This is a genomic window from Streptomyces avidinii (genome assembly GCF_045161815.1).
GTDB classification, from domain to species: Bacteria; Actinomycetota; Actinomycetes; order Streptomycetales; family Streptomycetaceae; genus Streptomyces; species Streptomyces avidinii.
Window position 1 is genome coordinate 3,709,729 of the sequence record NZ_CP108863.1, and the last position, 14,160, is coordinate 3,723,888.

Annotated in this window: 15 protein-coding genes; 11 read left to right on the top strand and 4 right to left on the bottom strand. The window is 70.1% G+C overall.

What is annotated here, in order from left to right; genetic code table 11:
- Nucleotides 1-23: 23 nt before the first annotated feature.
- Nucleotides 24-893 carry a peptidoglycan-binding protein gene (locus tag OG373_RS16195; RefSeq protein ID WP_397733006.1) on the top strand — a complete coding sequence of 290 codons (870 nt, stop codon included), beginning with the start codon at nucleotides 24-26 and terminating at the stop codon, nucleotides 891-893.
- A 298-nt stretch (nucleotides 894-1,191) separates the two neighbouring features.
- On the opposite strand, the gene OG373_RS16200 is transcribed toward OG373_RS16195, so the two are convergent.
- Nucleotides 1,192-2,208, bottom strand: a complete 1,017-nt coding sequence (locus OG373_RS16200) for a hypothetical protein (protein ID WP_405439024.1) — start codon at nucleotides 2,206-2,208, stop codon at nucleotides 1,192-1,194.
- Entirely contained in the window at nucleotides 2,208-2,951 is a 744-nt protein-coding gene (locus tag OG373_RS16205) for an RNA polymerase sigma factor (protein WP_405444080.1), read from the bottom strand. Before OG373_RS16205 ends, OG373_RS16200 begins: the two co-directional genes overlap by 1 nt.
- Nucleotides 2,952-3,291: 340 nt before the next feature.
- On the opposite strand from OG373_RS16205, the gene OG373_RS16210 reads away from it, so the two are divergent.
- From OG373_RS16210 to OG373_RS16230, 5 genes are all read left to right on the top strand, one after another.
- Nucleotides 3,292-3,924 (top strand): 2-oxo-4-hydroxy-4-carboxy-5-ureidoimidazoline decarboxylase, encoded by a 633-nt coding sequence (locus tag OG373_RS16210; RefSeq protein ID WP_405439025.1) that lies wholly within the window; start codon nucleotides 3,292-3,294, stop codon nucleotides 3,922-3,924.
- Between the two features lie 152 nt (nucleotides 3,925-4,076).
- Nucleotides 4,077-4,457: a succinate dehydrogenase, cytochrome b556 subunit gene (gene sdhC / locus OG373_RS16215; protein ID WP_397733009.1), complete on the top strand. Its 381-nt coding sequence runs from the start codon at nucleotides 4,077-4,079 to the stop codon at nucleotides 4,455-4,457.
- Nucleotides 4,458-4,462: 5 nt separating this feature from the next.
- Nucleotides 4,463-4,945, top strand: coding sequence for a succinate dehydrogenase hydrophobic membrane anchor subunit (locus tag OG373_RS16220; RefSeq protein WP_030712574.1), 483 nt, complete (start codon nucleotides 4,463-4,465; stop codon nucleotides 4,943-4,945).
- A 23-nt stretch (nucleotides 4,946-4,968) separates the two neighbouring features.
- Nucleotides 4,969-6,723, top strand: coding sequence for a succinate dehydrogenase flavoprotein subunit (gene sdhA, locus OG373_RS16225; protein WP_327264098.1), 1,755 nt, complete (start codon nucleotides 4,969-4,971; stop codon nucleotides 6,721-6,723).
- Nucleotides 6,723-7,481 (top strand): succinate dehydrogenase iron-sulfur subunit, encoded by a 759-nt coding sequence (locus OG373_RS16230; RefSeq protein WP_052873174.1) that lies wholly within the window; start codon nucleotides 6,723-6,725, stop codon nucleotides 7,479-7,481. The genes sdhA and OG373_RS16230 overlap by 1 nt, the downstream gene beginning before the upstream one ends.
- Before the next feature lie 75 nt (nucleotides 7,482-7,556).
- Here the strand turns inward: OG373_RS16230 and OG373_RS16235 are convergent, their stop codons facing one another.
- Nucleotides 7,557-8,918, bottom strand: a complete 1,362-nt coding sequence (locus OG373_RS16235; protein ID WP_405439026.1) for a DUF4132 domain-containing protein — start codon at nucleotides 8,916-8,918, stop codon at nucleotides 7,557-7,559.
- 502 nt (nucleotides 8,919-9,420) lie between these two features.
- Between OG373_RS16235 and OG373_RS16240 the strand changes: the two genes are divergently transcribed.
- The 5 genes from OG373_RS16240 to OG373_RS16260 all read left to right on the top strand — a co-directional run bounded on the left by OG373_RS16240 (nucleotide 9,421) and on the right by OG373_RS16260 (nucleotide 12,590).
- Nucleotides 9,421-9,972 (top strand): hypothetical protein, encoded by a 552-nt coding sequence (locus OG373_RS16240; protein WP_397733011.1) that lies wholly within the window; start codon nucleotides 9,421-9,423, stop codon nucleotides 9,970-9,972.
- A gap of 108 nt (nucleotides 9,973-10,080) precedes the next feature.
- Nucleotides 10,081-10,839, top strand: coding sequence for an alpha/beta fold hydrolase (locus tag OG373_RS16245; protein ID WP_405439027.1), 759 nt, complete (start codon nucleotides 10,081-10,083; stop codon nucleotides 10,837-10,839).
- 144 nt (nucleotides 10,840-10,983) lie between these two features.
- Nucleotides 10,984-11,388, top strand: a complete 405-nt coding sequence (locus OG373_RS16250; RefSeq protein ID WP_052875437.1) for a hypothetical protein — start codon at nucleotides 10,984-10,986, stop codon at nucleotides 11,386-11,388.
- 3 nt (nucleotides 11,389-11,391) lie between these two features.
- On the top strand, nucleotides 11,392-11,844 hold the full coding sequence (locus OG373_RS16255) for a thiol-disulfide oxidoreductase DCC family protein (protein WP_405439028.1): 453 nt from the start codon (nucleotides 11,392-11,394) through the stop codon (nucleotides 11,842-11,844).
- 11 nt (nucleotides 11,845-11,855) lie between these two features.
- Nucleotides 11,856-12,590, top strand: a complete 735-nt coding sequence (locus tag OG373_RS16260; RefSeq protein ID WP_405439029.1) for a TetR family transcriptional regulator — start codon at nucleotides 11,856-11,858, stop codon at nucleotides 12,588-12,590.
- A 6-nt stretch (nucleotides 12,591-12,596) separates the two neighbouring features.
- Here OG373_RS16260 and OG373_RS16265 read toward each other — a convergent pair whose 3' ends face one another.
- Nucleotides 12,597-14,153 (bottom strand): ABC transporter substrate-binding protein, encoded by a 1,557-nt coding sequence (locus OG373_RS16265; protein ID WP_405439030.1) that lies wholly within the window; start codon nucleotides 14,151-14,153, stop codon nucleotides 12,597-12,599.
- Nucleotides 14,154-14,160: the final 7 nt, after the last annotated feature.

Consider the following 14,160-nt stretch of genomic DNA (forward strand, 5'->3'; position numbering starts at 1 on the left):
GACGTAGAAACCGGGGGACTGCAATGCAGCGCCAGAGAGTCATAATCCGCACGATCGGGGTGGCAACCGCCGTCGCGCTCGCCGCGACCGCCTGCGGACCGCAGAAGACGGAGTCCGTCGCCTCCGCCTCCTCGGCTCCGTCCTCGCCCACGGCGGGCGCCTCCCCCGAAGCCTCCCCCTCCACCGACGACAAGCCCTCGGGCTCGCCCTCGCCGTCCGCCTCCGCGTCGGCATCCCCCTCGGCCTCGCCTTCGCCCTCGGTGAAGCAGATCATGGCCAACGGCGACGAGAGCGAGCAGATCCGCGAGCTCCAGGCCCGCCTGAAGCAGCTCAAGCTGATGTCGGTCGCGCCGACCGGCTTCTACGGCTCGAAGACGACGTCCGCGGTCAAGGCCTTCCAGTCGAAGCACGGGCTGAACGCCACCGGTTCGGTCGACGAGGCCACCTGGAAGAAGATCCAGAGCTCCAGCAAGAAGCCCACCGCCGACGAGCTGCGCCCGCCGACCGTCAACGAGGTCGACGCGCCGGACCCGCGCTGCATGACGGGCCGCGTCATGTGCATCAGCAAGGAGAGCCGCACCCTCGCCTGGATGATCGACGGCAAGGTCGTCTCGACGATGGACGTGCGCTTCGGCTCCGAGAACACCCCGACCCGCGAGGGCGTGTTCAACGTGGGCTGGAAGGCCAAGGAATGGACGTCGACGATCTACCACACGCCGATGCCGTACGCGATGTTCTTCAGCGGCGGCCAGGCCGTGCACTACTCCGCCGACTTCGCGGCCCGCGGCTACAACGGCGCCTCGCACGGCTGCGTGAACGTCCGGGACAAGGGCAAGCTGTCGGCCCTGTTCGACCAGGTGCAGGTCGGCGACAAGGTCGTCGTCTACTGGTGATGCCGCGGGTTGCCGGGACCGGACCTCCGGTCCCGCGGGGCCCGTGGCCGTGGCAGCAGGAAGCAAGAAGCAGGAAGCAGGCAGCAGGCAAGCAAGAAGCCCGAGGCGACGCCTCGGGCTTTTTCGGTCCTACGTAATGGGCGCGGGCAGGGCCGGGGGAACGTGCCCCGCCCGCGCCGGTTGCGCAGAGCCCAGGGGTACGGGGGGAACCCCGGCTCATGCGCGGCCGATGACCAGTCGGCTCGCTATGTACTGCGCCACCGGTTCGAAAAGTGTTACAGGCAGGTCAGCACATGTATCAGCGGCCTGTGTGCAGGCCGATCGAACCCTGCGGGAGCGACGGCGAAAGGGTCGGCGCGCGGAGCGTCCCGCCCACCGGCGGGGCGTCGCTGCGCTTGCCGCCGCCGGAGCCGTCGTCCTCCTGCAGGGACTTGCAGTAGGCCGGGATCCGGGTGATGCCGTTGGCCTGGCGCGAGAGCCACTCACGGCGGTCGTCGTTGATCCGGCCCGACTTGAACTGCTCGCAGAGGTCCGCGGCCTTGAGAAGGAGCTCCCGGCGGTCCGTGCCGTCCTTGTCGGTGTCCCCGCCGCCGAAGGTGTCGCGGTCCACGTCCCTGCCGCCCGTGCCGCTCCGGCCGTCCTGGGCGTCCTTGCCCGCGCCGCCGCTCGCCGTCGCACCCGAGGAGGTGCCGGCGCCCGCGCCGCTCCCGGGTGCCGTCCGGTCCGCGTCCGGCGTCCGCGCCGTGTCCGGGAGGACCGTCGCGTTCGAGCCGTTGGGCAGCGGGGTCGGCGTCGGCAGTGGGCTCGCGGTCGGGGCTCCGCTGCCGATGCCCTGGGCCGAGCCCTCACCGGCACTGACGGACATCGCCGGAGCGGGTCCCGCACTGTCGTGCCGGGCCCGGTCGAGCAGCCCGGCGCCGGCCGCGGCGGCCAGTCCGCCGACGGCGACACTGGCCAGGGCGGCCGCCAGGCCGAAGCTCACGGTCCGCCCGCGCCGGCCCGCTGACACGGGCGCGGAAATGATGCGGCCGAGGTCCACCACGGGTTCGGCGGACACGTCGGACACCTCGGACACGGCAGAGGGCCGCGCGGCGCCGCGCGCCGTGCGGAAGGCGGCCACCGCGGCGGCCTCGCCGGGAAGTTCCACGGGCAGCGGCTCGGTCACGGCACCCAGGGCGTCCAGGGCGGCACGCAGCCGCACTGCCTCGGTCCGGGCACGCTGATCGGCGGCCGGCCCCACAGGTTCCACCGGTTCGCCGCGCAGCAGTTTGTCCGCTGCGGCTTTGTCCAGCCACCTGTTGCGCTCGTCGGCCATCACATGTCCTTCTGCGTCCGCCAACGTGAATCCGTCACACCGGTTTGCTCTGCGAAGCCCCCACCTCGGCCACGCTGTGCGGGTACGGCGTCGAGATCCCTCCCGCCCCCGCCGTCCCAGACCTGGCCACGGGCATTATGGCCGACCGCCGCGCCCGCACCCGAGGCGGTGTCCGGGTCGGGCTCGAAGCCGCCGTCCGCGCCGAGCAGCTCGGCCAGCTTCTTCAGGCCCCGATGGGCCGCCGTCCGTACGGCGCCGGGCCGCTTGCCCAGGGTCTCGGCCGCGCTCTTGGCGTCCAGCCCGACCACGACCCGCAGGACGACGGCCTCGGCCTGGTCCTGCGGAAGCTGGGCTATGAGCGCCATGGTCCGGCCGGTGGAGAGGGACTCCATCGCCGCGCCCGCGGTGTCGCACTCGGCGGCCCAGCCGGTCAGCTCGGTGTCGTCACCGCCGATGGCCGGGCGCCGGCCGCGCATGCGGATGTGATCAAGGGCACGGTTGCGGGCGATGCGCGCGGCCCAGCCGCGGAAGCGGTCGGCGTCGCCGGTGAAGGAGTCGAGGTCGCGGGCGATCTGCAACCAGGCTTCCGATGTCACGTCCTCCGCGTCGCCGTCGCCGACGAGCGTGCGTACGTAACCGAGCAGCCGTGGGTGCACGGCGCGGTACACAGCACGGAACGCGTTCTCGTCGCCGTCCTGTGCCGCGAGCACCGCGGCGGTCAGCTCCGCGTCGTCCCCCAGCAAAGTCCCCAACCCGTTCACTGTCCTGTACGTGTGGCGCAAATCAGCACGTTACGGCTTTCAAGCACCTCTCGTCCACGAGTGATACAACGTGCAACCAACCCTGTGCGGAGCGAGGTGTGACACAAAACGCACTTGCGGCGCTGACAGGGATACGGGCTTGTCGCACGAGCCCGTGACGGATGGCGGCCGGGGCCTCTCCTGTGGGGGGTGGCGGCCTCGGTCGCCCTCCCCTTCCCTTGGCCCTCACCATGCCTGCCCGTGGCGCTCACGTCATCCTTTCGGCTCACTTCCGGGTGAAATCCTCGAATCGGTACGACACACCCTGCCCTGCGTCGATAGCGTGGCGGTACACCCCCGCCGCGCCCCGAGGAGCCCCCTGCTGTCCAGCCACCTTCCGGCACAGGCCCCAGGGGGCATTTCCCGGACCGAACGCGGGGGAGGTTCCACCTCTTCCCACGGCTCGGGACTGGCGCGGTTCAACGCCCTGTCCCCCGAAGCCGCCCTGGCCGTCCTGCTGCACTGCTGCGGAAGCCGGCGCTGGGCGCACCGGCTGGCCGCCCACCGCCCCTACCCGGATCCCGGGGCTCTGATCGCCGCCGCGGACGAGGCCTCGTACGACCTCTCGCAGGGCGACCTGACCGAGGCGCTGGCCGCGGAGTCCTCGGCCGAGCTGGACCACGGGGCCCCGTACGCCGCGCTGCTGGCCCTCGACGCGGCCCATGCGGAGTACGAACGAAAGTTCGGCCACGCCTTCGTGATCTGCCTGGACCAACACCCGCCGGAGGAACAGGCCGACCAGTTGCTGGGCGCGATCCGCCGCCGGATGGGGCACGAGGTGGACGAGGAGCGCTCGATCTCCGCCGACGAGCTGCGACGGGTAGCCCAGGCCCGGCTTCGGGATCTGACACGCTGGCTGACCTCGCCCGATGGGCTGACTGCCACGGAAATCGGCCTATTCGCCCCTGTGGGATAGTCCGTACGTGCCTGTTTGATCACACCGATGACCCCCGGGCGAAGGAACCGACAAAGCGTCGCTACGATGTCCGGGGCCGGAGGACCGTACCCGGCCGGGCCCGACCGACAACGAAGCCGGCTGGCCCCCGCCCCGCTTCCGGAGGGTTTTCCGTGCCGGCTGGAACGTTGTACCGCGGCCGGGAAGGAATGTGGTCCTGGGTGGCTCATCGAGTCACCGGCGTCCTCATTTTCTTCTTCCTGTTCGTACACGTCCTCGACACCGCTCTCGTCCGCGTCTCCCCCGAGGCGTACGACGATGTCGTGGCTACCTACAAGACTCCGATCGTCGCGCTGCTGGAGTACGGCCTCGTGGCCGCCATCCTGTTCCACGCGCTCAACGGTCTCCGTGTCATCGCCGTGGACTTCTGGTCCAAGGGCCCGCGCTACCAGAAGCAGATGCTCTGGACCGTCATGGGCATCTGGATCGTCCTCATGTTCGGGGCCCTGTACCCCGTCCTGGGCCACGCCTACCTTGAACTGTTCGGGAAGTGACACGCATGTCTTCTGACACTTCTTTCGAAAAGGGCGTCGGTGACGTGGAGGGCGTGTCCCTCTACGACGTCGACAACCCGGCGCCTTACATCGAGGCCCCGCGCAAGCGGACCGGCAAGACCCCGCGCTCGACCCGCGGCAACTTCGAGATGGTCGCGTGGCTCTTCATGCGCCTCTCGGGCATCGTGCTCGTCGTCCTGGTCATCGGCCACCTGCTGATCCAGCTGGTGCTCGACGGCGGCGTGTCCAAGATCGGTTTCGCCTTCGTGGCCGGCCGCTGGGCTTCCCCGTTCTGGCAGGTCTGGGACCTGCTGATGCTGTGGCTGGCCATGCTGCACGGCGCCAACGGTCTGCGTACCGTCATCAACGACTACGCGGAGCGTGCCAACACGCGGCTGTGGCTGAAGGGCCTGCTCTACACCGCCACGGTGTTCACCATCCTTCTGGGCACGCTGGTGATCTTCACCTTCGACCCGAACATCCGCTAGGCAACGGGGCTGAGGCGAACCAAATGAAGATCCACAAGTACGACACCGTCATCGTCGGCGCAGGTGGCGCGGGCATGCGCGCCGCCATCGAGTCGACGAAGCGCAGCCGCACCGCGGTGCTGACGAAGCTCTACCCGACCCGCTCCCACACGGGCGCCGCGCAGGGCGGCATGGCCGCCGCGCTGGCCAACGTGGAAGAGGACAACTGGGAGTGGCACACCTTCGACACGGTCAAGGGCGGTGACTACCTGGTCGACCAGGACGCCGCCGAGATCCTGGCGAAGGAGGCCATCGACGCGGTCCTCGACCTGGAGAAGATGGGCCTGCCGTTCAACCGCACCCCGGACGGCACCATCGACCAGCGCCGCTTCGGCGGGCACTCCCGCAACCACGGCGAGGCGCCGGTCCGCCGGTCCTGCTACGCCGCGGACCGCACCGGCCACATGATCCTCCAGACGCTCTACCAGAACTGCGTCAAGGAGGGCGTGGAGTTCTTCAACGAGTTCTACGTCCTGGACCAGCTCCTGGTCGAGGAGGACGGCGTCAAGAAGTCGGCCGGTGTGGTCGCGTACGAGCTCGCCACCGGCGAGATCCACGTGTTCCAGGCCAAGGCCGTCATCTACGCCTCCGGTGGCACCGGCAAGTTCTTCAAGGTGACCTCCAACGCGCACACCCTCACGGGTGACGGCCAGGCGGCCTGCTACCGCCGCGGCCTGCCGCTGGAGGACATGGAGTTCTTCCAGTTCCACCCGACGGGCATCTGGCGCATGGGCATCCTGCTGACGGAGGGCGCCCGCGGTGAGGGCGGCATCCTCCGCAACAAGGACGGCGAGCGCTTCATGGAAAAGTACGCGCCGGTCATGAAGGACCTCGCGTCCCGTGACGTCGTCTCGCGCTCCATCTACACCGAGATCCGTGAGGGCCGCGGCTGCGGTCCGGCCGGTGACCACGTGTACCTGGACCTGACGCACCTGCCGCCGGAGCAGCTCGACGCGAAGCTCCCGGACATCACCGAGTTCGCGCGCACCTACCTGGGCATCGAGCCGTACACGGACCCGATCCCGATCCAGCCCACCGCGCACTACGCCATGGGCGGCATCCCGACCAACGTCGAGGGTGAGGTCCTCAGCGACAACACCACCGTCGTCCCGGGCCTGTACGCGGCCGGCGAGGTCGCGTGCGTGTCGGTGCACGGCGCGAACCGCCTCGGCACCAACTCGCTGCTGGACATCAACGTCTTCGGCAAGCGCTCCGGTATCGCCGCGGCCCGGTACTCGCAGGAGAACGACTACGTCGAGCTCCCGGAGAACCCGGCGCAGCAGGTCATCGACCTCGTCGAGCACCTGCGCAACTCCACGGGCAACGAGCGGGTCGCCGAGCTGCGTCTGGAGCTCCAGGAGACGATGGACGCGTGCGTGATGGTGTTCCGTACGGAGCAGACCATCAAGACCGCGGTCGAGAAGATCGCGGAACTGCGCGAGCGCTACAAGAACGTGTCCGTCCAGGACAAGGGCAAGCGCTTCAACACGGACCTGCTGGAGGCCATCGAGCTGGGCAACCTGCTCGACCTGGCCGAGGTCATGGCCGTGTCTGCGCTGGCGCGCAAGGAGTCCCGCGGCGGTCACTACCGCGAGGACTACCCGAACCGCGACGACGTCAACTTCATGCGCCACACCATGGCGTACCGCGAGGTCGGCGACGACGGCAAGGATTCCGTCCGGCTGGACTACAAGCCCGTCGTCGTCACCCGCTACCAGCCGATGGAGCGTAAGTACTGATGGCCACCCCGACCCTGGACAAGATGGAGGCCGCGGCCGCGGCCTCGCCCTTCATCACGGTCACCTTCCGGATCCGCCGCTTCAACCCCGAGATCTCCGACGAGTCTCAGTGGCAGGACTTCCAGGTCGAGATCGACCCGAAGGAGCGCGTGCTCGACGGTCTCCACAAGATCAAGTGGGACCTCGACGGCACGCTGACCTTCCGCCGCTCGTGCGCGCACGGCATCTGCGGCTCCGACGCGATGCGGATCAACGGCAAGAACAGGCTCGCCTGCAAGACGCTGATCAAGGACATCAACCCGGAGAAGCCGATCACCGTCGAGGCCATCAAGGGCCTCACGGTGATGAAGGACCTTGTCGTCGACATGGAGCCCTTCTTCCAGGCGTACCGCGACGTCATGCCGTTCCTGGTCACCAAGGGCAACGAGCCGACGCGCGAGCGTCTGCAGTCCGCCGAGGACCGCGAGCGCTTCGACGACACCACCAAGTGCATCCTGTGCGCCGCGTGCACGTCCTCGTGCCCGGTGTTCTGGAACGACGGCCAGTACTTCGGCCCGGCGGCGATCGTCAACGCGCACCGCTTCATCTTCGACTCGCGTGACGAGGCCGGCGAGCAGCGGCTGGAGATCCTGAACGACAAGGACGGCGTGTGGCGCTGCCGCACGACCTTCAACTGCACCGACGCGTGCCCGCGTGGCATCGAGGTCACGAAGGCGATCCAGGAAGTCAAGCGCGCGCTGATCACGCGCCGTTTCTGACCTTCCGGTCCGTGTGTGCGAGGGCCCCGTCCCCGGTTCGTCCGGGGGCGGGGCCCTCGCCGTTCCCTCAGGGCATCAGCGGCGGATCTGGCCGGTGATCGTCGGGTCGGTGATGTCGGTGTCCTTCGCGAGGAGCATCGCCTTGGAGAGGATGACCGCGAGGGTGCGGTCCCCCTCGAAGGGCAGGTAGCCGGTGTCGGCGCCCGCGGTGCCCGCCGATCCGCCGGGCACGATGCACAGGTACTGGTCATTGGGCGTCATCAGGATGTTCCCGGATCCCAGGTGGATCCGGTACGTGCGCAGCTCGCCCCGTACGTGCAGGAAGCGGCCCTCGACGGTGCACCGGTCGGCGATGGCCAGGCGGGGCACCAGCCGCTCCAGCAGCACCCGCCGGGTCTCGGCGCTCTGGTTCAGCTCGCCGAAGCCGTACGAGGTCCAGTACTCGCGGAAGCGGCCCTCGGGCCCGCCGTCGGACCACGTCGGATCGTTGCCGACGCTGGCCACGCCGACGAAGAGGTCGATGTCCCGCAGCACCTCGCTGAGCACCAGCGCCGGTATCCCGGCGAGCGGCAGCGGGTCGACGGGCTCCCGGCCGCCCGGCAGCCGCATCGTGCACTCGCCGCCGTACGTGCTCGCCTCGTTCTGCGGGGCGTCGATCGGGTAGAAGCGCACCTGGTCCGTCCGCAGCCGCAGGTAGCTGCCCGACTCGGTGGTGTCGACCCCGTACTCGCTCCCCTCGCCCTCGATCCAGTACTCGGCGCGCAGCCCCCACCGCGGCAGCTCGCGGACGGCCGGCGGGGCACAGTCGTCCACGCACAGGCGCAGCCTGTTGCGCCAGCCCCGGACCGCGGCGAGCGAGTGGAACTGGTGCTGACGCAGGATGTGCGCGGCGAACCGGTTCGAGTACGTCCCCGTGTTCCGCTCGGCGTCGGTCAGCAGGTACACCTCGCGGTGGGCCTGCTTGAAGGGCTGCGTCACGGCGTACCGCTCCAGCCACTCCCGCCAGGCGACCACCTCGGCCGGCTCCCTGCCGACGGGGTGCCACAGCTCGACGGTGGCCTCCTCCCCGGCGCCCCGGGCCAGGGGCCGGCCCGCCAGGGTGCGCAGCTGCACGTCCGCGAAGCCGACGGCCGTGCCGTCCACGGTCCAGATCAGCCGCCGGGCCAGGGTCCCGACCAGCGGGTGGTCCAGGTAACGGGCACGCCACTGCCCGTACGCCCACCGGCGCCGGGCCAGGAACTGGCCGTCCAGCCGCTCCGCCTGCGCGGACAGTGCCTTGTCGATGTCCTTGGCCGCCGCCTTGAGCTCCTTCAGCTCCTCGGCGTGGTCCCGTCGCACCGTGGCGGGCACGCTCTTGACCTGCTTGCCCGCGGCGTTGCGCCAGCCGATCGCCGCCCGGTTGCCGCGCACCTCCAGCAGTGCGACGGCCTCGCCCATGCGGAACTCGGCCCGGCCCACCTCAGGGCGCGCTCGGCCCCCTCCGGCTGCACCAGCCCCTGGAAGACCTCCGGCCGCTTCGCGTGGTACTCCGCGACCTCCTGGAAGACCCTGCGCCGGATCAGCTCGCGCAGCGCGATCCGCTCCTCGGCCATGTCGAGTGCCCAGCCGTCGCCACGGCCTCCGGCGGTCGTCTCATCGACGAAGGTCACCATTCCCATGCCGTCGACAGTAGGGGTGAGCACCGACAACGGGAGACCGGCACCGTCCGCGCGCACCACACGGCCGACACCGCCGCCCTGACCGCACTCATGGAACCCGGTCCCATGGCGAGCGTTTCGCCACCGAGGGCGGACGCCGTACGGTCGTCCACTCCCTCCTTCCGGCGGGCGGGGAAAGGGAGTTGATGCGTCGGCGCTCACCGCTCCGCTCGGCGCGGCGCTCTGACCTGGGTTGGGGACCCGGGGTACAGGGTGGGAGTCCCTGTGGAAGGATCGGCGGTATGAGCGAGCAGCAGCCGAATCCGTACACGAGCGACCCCGCCGGCCAGGGCGGTCAGCCCGGCGTGCCCGGCCAGGGGGACTACAGGTGGGGCCCGGGCGAGGCCAGTTACGGCTACCCGCAGCCCTACCCGGCAGCCCCGGCCTACCAGCCGACCATCGGCGGCGCCGGCATGCCGACCCCCGCCTACCCGATGGCGGCCCCGACCGGCGGGGCCGGTATGTCCCTCGGCGACATCACCGTCGCCGGGGACCAGATCATCACCCCGTCGGGCACGATGCCGCTCAAGGGCGCGATGTGGAACGCGACCGACTTCTCGCGCACCGAGGAGAAGATCCCGCCGCACGCGATCGTGCTCGCGATCGTCTTCTTCCTCTTCTGCCTGCTCGGCCTGCTCTTCCTGCTGATGAAGCAGAAGACCACCACGGGCTACATCCAGGTCACGGTCACCAGCGGCGGCCGCCACCACTCCACGATGATCCCGGCGGTGGACGCGTACACCTACCAGTGGGTGATGTCGCAGCTCAACTACGCGCGGTCGATGAGCATGTGAGGCGGGGGGCGGAACGGGACGGCCTCGTGCGGCTTCGGCGGGCCGGAGCCACCCCGCACCCTCCGAAAGACACTGGCGTGCGGCCGCCGCCGCCGCGAGGATCAGCGGATGATCGTTTCTCATGATGTGGACGGCCCCGCCGACGGGCCCGTCGTTGTCCTGCTGCACTCCTCCGTGGCCGACCGGCGGATGTGGGGGCCGCAGTGGCAGCCCTTGATCGAGGCCGGGTTCCGGGTGGTCCGTCCGGACTTCCGGACCTGCGGGGACTCCCCCGCCGGCACGGCCCCGTACAGCGACGCAGGTGACGTGCTGGACCTCCTGGACCACCTCGGCGCACAGCGGGCGGCCCTCGTCGGGAGCTCGTACGGCGGCCGGATCGCCCTGCAGATCGCCGCGCTGCATCCGGAGCGGGTCTCCTCGCTGCTCCTGCTGTGTCCCGCGCGGCCGGGCCACGAGCCGAGTGCGGAGCTGCGGAAGTTCGGGGCGGCCGAGGACGTCTTCCTGGACGCGGGCGATCTGGCCGGCGCCGCCGAGTTCAACGCCCGCACCTGGCTCGGCCCGGACGCCGATGCCGACGCGCATGCTCTCGTACGGGCCATGCAGCTGCAGAACTTCGAGATCGCCCTGGCCGTGACCGAAAGCCACGAGCTGCCCGAGCCGGAGGTGGACCCGGCCGCGATCACCGCTCCGACCCTGGTCGTCGGTGGGGCGCACGACCTGCTGGACTTCCGCGACATCGCCGCCGGGCTGCCCTCCCTGATCCCGGGCGCCGAGGGCGTCGAGCTGCCCTGGGCGGGCCACTTCCCCTCGCTGGAGCGTCCTGCGGAGACCACCCGCCTGATGCTGGAGTTCCTGGCGCGCGCCTGACCCCGAACACGAAGCCCCCGGGCGTCCGTACGCGGATTCCCGGGGGCTTCGTGCTGCCGTCCACATTCGCTTGAACTTGTTCAAAAAGAGGCCTACAGTCATCCCTGTCAGCAAGTTTGAACACGTTCAAGGGGGCTGGGGTTCATGGACCTCACCGTAGTCACGTACGTCATCTACCTGCTCATCAGCATCGCGCTCACCGTCTGGGTGGCCCGCACGCTCAGCCGTAACGGACGCGTCTTCATCGGCGACGTCCTGCACGGCAACGAGAAGCTCGCGGACGCCGTCAACCAGCTCCTCGTGGTCGGCTTCTACCTCGTGAACATCGGCTTCGTGACCCTCTACCTCCGGTCGAGCGAGGAGATCGAAACCCCCCGCGCCCTCTTCGAGGCGCTCTCGGTCAAGCTCGGCGTCGTCCTGCTGGTGCTCGGGGTCATGCACCTCGGGAACGTGTGGGCGCTGAACAGGATGCGCCGCCGGGGGATCATGGAGCGCCAGCAGACCCCGCCCGTCGCCCCGCAGGGGTGGACCGCGCCGGTCGGGGCCTGAGCCATGTCGACCGCCACCGCGCCCGCGGCCGCTTTCACACCTGCGCCCGTGCGGAGACTGACCGTCCTCTACGACGCCGGCTGCCCGCTCTGCGTGCACATCCGGCACTGGTTGCTCGCCCAGCGGTGGCTGGTCCCGCTCGCCCTGGTCCCCGCCGCTTCGTGGGAGGCGCAGCGGCGGTTCCCCCGCCTCGACCACGCGTCGACGCTGCGGGAGATCACCGTCATCGGGGACTCGGGGCAGGTGTGGACCGGGACCGACGCCTTCATCGTGTGCCTGTGGGCGCTGGCCGATCACCGGCCGAAGGCGAACTGGCTGGCCACCGCGGCCGGGCGGCCCTTCGCCCGGGCGGCGATGTACACGGCCTCCGCCTGGCGGCAGGCCGTGCGCACCGAGGGTCACCCCGAGGGGGCGGAGGGACCGGCCTGTGACGACCAGTGCTCCGTCCCCCGATAGGCTCATCCACCGTGACTGATCAGAAGGCTCCCAAGAGCGAGCAGACCCGCACGCTCATTCTCGAGACCGCGCTCCGCCTCTTCCAGGAGCGCGGCTTCGACAAGACGACGATGCGGGGTATCGCGAAGGAGGCCGGCGTCTCGGTCGGCAACGCCTACTACTACTTCGAGTCGAAGGAACACCTGGTCCAGGGCTTCTACGACCGGATCGGCGCCGCCCACCAGGCGGCGGTGCGGCCCATCCTGGACAGCGAGACCGATCTGCAGAAGCGGCTCGCGGGCGTGCTGACGAGCTGGCTGGACATCGCCGCCCCGTACCACGAGTTCGCCTCGCAGTTCTTCAAGAACGCGGCGGACCCCGAGAGTCCGCTCAGCCCGTTCTCGCCGGAATCGGAACCTGCGCGTCAGGCCGCGATCGACATCCACCGCGAGGTGCTGGCGGGCGCGAAGACCAAGGTGCCGGCCGAGCTGGCCGACGTGCTGCCGGAGCTGATGTGGCTCTCGCAGATGGGCCTGGTCCTGTACTGGGTCTTCGACCGCTCCCCGAACAGCGAGAAGACGCGCGGGCTCGCCGAGCGCGGCGCGCAGCTGACGACGCGGGGCATCGTCCTGGCCCGCTTCCGGGTGCTGCGGCCGCTGGTGCGGGAAGTGCACGAGCTGTTCGCGGACTTCCTGCCGGGCATGGCGCAGACGGCCACCGCGGGGGCCCGGCGCAAGGCCTCGGACCCGGACCCGGACCGCGCGTAGCGGCTGCTACAGCCAGTCGAGTTCCCACAGGCGCCAGACGCCGGTGCCGTCGGAGAGGAACTGGGCTCCGGTGACGCCCTCGCGGGACATCACGTAGTCCTTCTTCTGCCAGATCGGCACCATCGGCGCCTGCTGGGCGACCAGCTTCTGGACCTCGCGGAAGTCGGAGGCCGCGTCGGCCCGCTCCGAGTGGGACTGGGTGCGGGTGATGAGCTCGTCGACGCGCTTGTCGGAGAAGCCGTTGTTCATGGACGAGTCGACGCCGACGAGCGGGGCGATGAAGTTGTCGGCGTCCGGGAAGTCGGCGATCCAGCCGATGGTGTAGGCGTCGAACTCGCCCGCCGCATAAGCCTTCTGGAAGTCGCTCCACTGCTCGACCGGCTTGATCGTCAGCTGGAAGAGCCCGGTGGACTCCAGCTGCCGCTTGAGCTCCTCGGCCTCGGGCATGTTCGCGCCGCGCACGTTCACGCCGAGGCCCAGGTGGACCGGGGCGGTGATGCCGGCGTCCTTGAAGAGCTTCTTGGCGGTGGCCCCGTTGGGCGCCGGGTAGGCGTCGAAGAACGGCGTGCTGTGGCCGGCGATGCCCGCCGGGACCAGCGAGTACAGCGGGGTGACGGTGCCCATGTGGACCTCGGCGGCCACCTTGGGGCGGTCGAGCACGGCGGCGACGGCCTGACGGACGGCGAGCGGGGCCGCGGCGGAGCCGGGGCGCACGTTGAAGACGACGGAACGGATCTCGCTGCCGCCGGAGGCCTGGTAGCGGGTGTCCTTCATACCGGGGTTGAGGCCGGCGAGCACGGCGGGCGGCATGTCCCGGTGGGCGACATCGATCCGGTGGGCGTTCCAGGCCTGGTCGAGCTGCTGCGAGTCCTTGAAGTACTTGACCGTGACGGGCGTGTGGGCGAGCTTGCCCTGGCCCTTGTAGGAGCTGTTGGGCGTGAGCTCGACGCTCGTACCGGCCTTGTACGCGGCCAGCGTGTACGGGCCGGAGCCGTCGGCCCTGCCGTCCTCGCGCAGGGCCTTCGCCGGGTACTTGTCCTTGTCGACGATCGAGGCCGCGCCCGTCGCGATCTTGAAGGGGAAGGTGGCGTCGCCGGCGGAGAGGTTGAAGGTGACCGTGCGCCCCTCGGCCTTGACCGACTCCAGGGTGTTGAAGAGGGGAGCCGGACCCTGGTCGGAGTTGATGGCCTTGATCCGGTCGAAGGAGTGCTTGACGTCCTCGGCGGTGATGGTGCGGCCGCCAGCGAACTTCACGTCGGGTCGGAGCTCGCACCGGTAGGTGGTGAGCTTCTGGCCGACGAAGCCGCAGGAGGCGGCGGCGTCCGGTACGGGGGCGTCGGAGCCGGGCTTGACGGTCAGCAGCGACTGGTAGATGTTGCTGAACAGGGCCCAGGAGCCCGCGTCGTACGCCCCGGCGGGGTCCAGCGACGAGACGACGTCGCTCGTGCCGACCCGGACGGCCCCGCGGCCGCTGCCGTCCTCGGGCAGCAACTGCCAGGCGCCGACGCCGGCCACGCCGAGGACCAGCCCGGCCGCGATTATCTTCGAGCGGACAGACCGCATCCCCTGA

Coding starts and splice junctions, on each gene's coding strand:
- OG373_RS16195 (WP_397733006.1), top strand. CDS start 24: ATGCAGCGCCAGAGAGTCATAATCCGCACGATCGGGGTGGCAACCGCC.
- OG373_RS16200 (WP_405439024.1), bottom strand. CDS start 2,208: ATGGCCGACGAGCGCAACAGGTGGCTGGACAAAGCCGCAGCGGACAAA.
- OG373_RS16220 (WP_030712574.1), top strand. CDS start 4,463: ATGTCTTCTGACACTTCTTTCGAAAAGGGCGTCGGTGACGTGGAGGGC.
- sdhA (WP_327264098.1), top strand. CDS start 4,969: ATGAAGATCCACAAGTACGACACCGTCATCGTCGGCGCAGGTGGCGCG.
- OG373_RS16230 (WP_052873174.1), top strand. CDS start 6,723: ATGGCCACCCCGACCCTGGACAAGATGGAGGCCGCGGCCGCGGCCTCG.
- OG373_RS16235 (WP_405439026.1), bottom strand. CDS start 8,918: ATGGGCGAGGCCGTCGCACTGCTGGAGGTGCGCGGCAACCGGGCGGCG.
- OG373_RS16240 (WP_397733011.1), top strand. CDS start 9,421: ATGAGCGAGCAGCAGCCGAATCCGTACACGAGCGACCCCGCCGGCCAG.
- OG373_RS16245 (WP_405439027.1), top strand. CDS start 10,081: ATGATCGTTTCTCATGATGTGGACGGCCCCGCCGACGGGCCCGTCGTT.
- OG373_RS16250 (WP_052875437.1), top strand. CDS start 10,984: ATGGACCTCACCGTAGTCACGTACGTCATCTACCTGCTCATCAGCATC.
- OG373_RS16255 (WP_405439028.1), top strand. CDS start 11,392: ATGTCGACCGCCACCGCGCCCGCGGCCGCTTTCACACCTGCGCCCGTG.
- OG373_RS16265 (WP_405439030.1), bottom strand. CDS start 14,153: ATGCGGTCTGTCCGCTCGAAGATAATCGCGGCCGGGCTGGTCCTCGGC.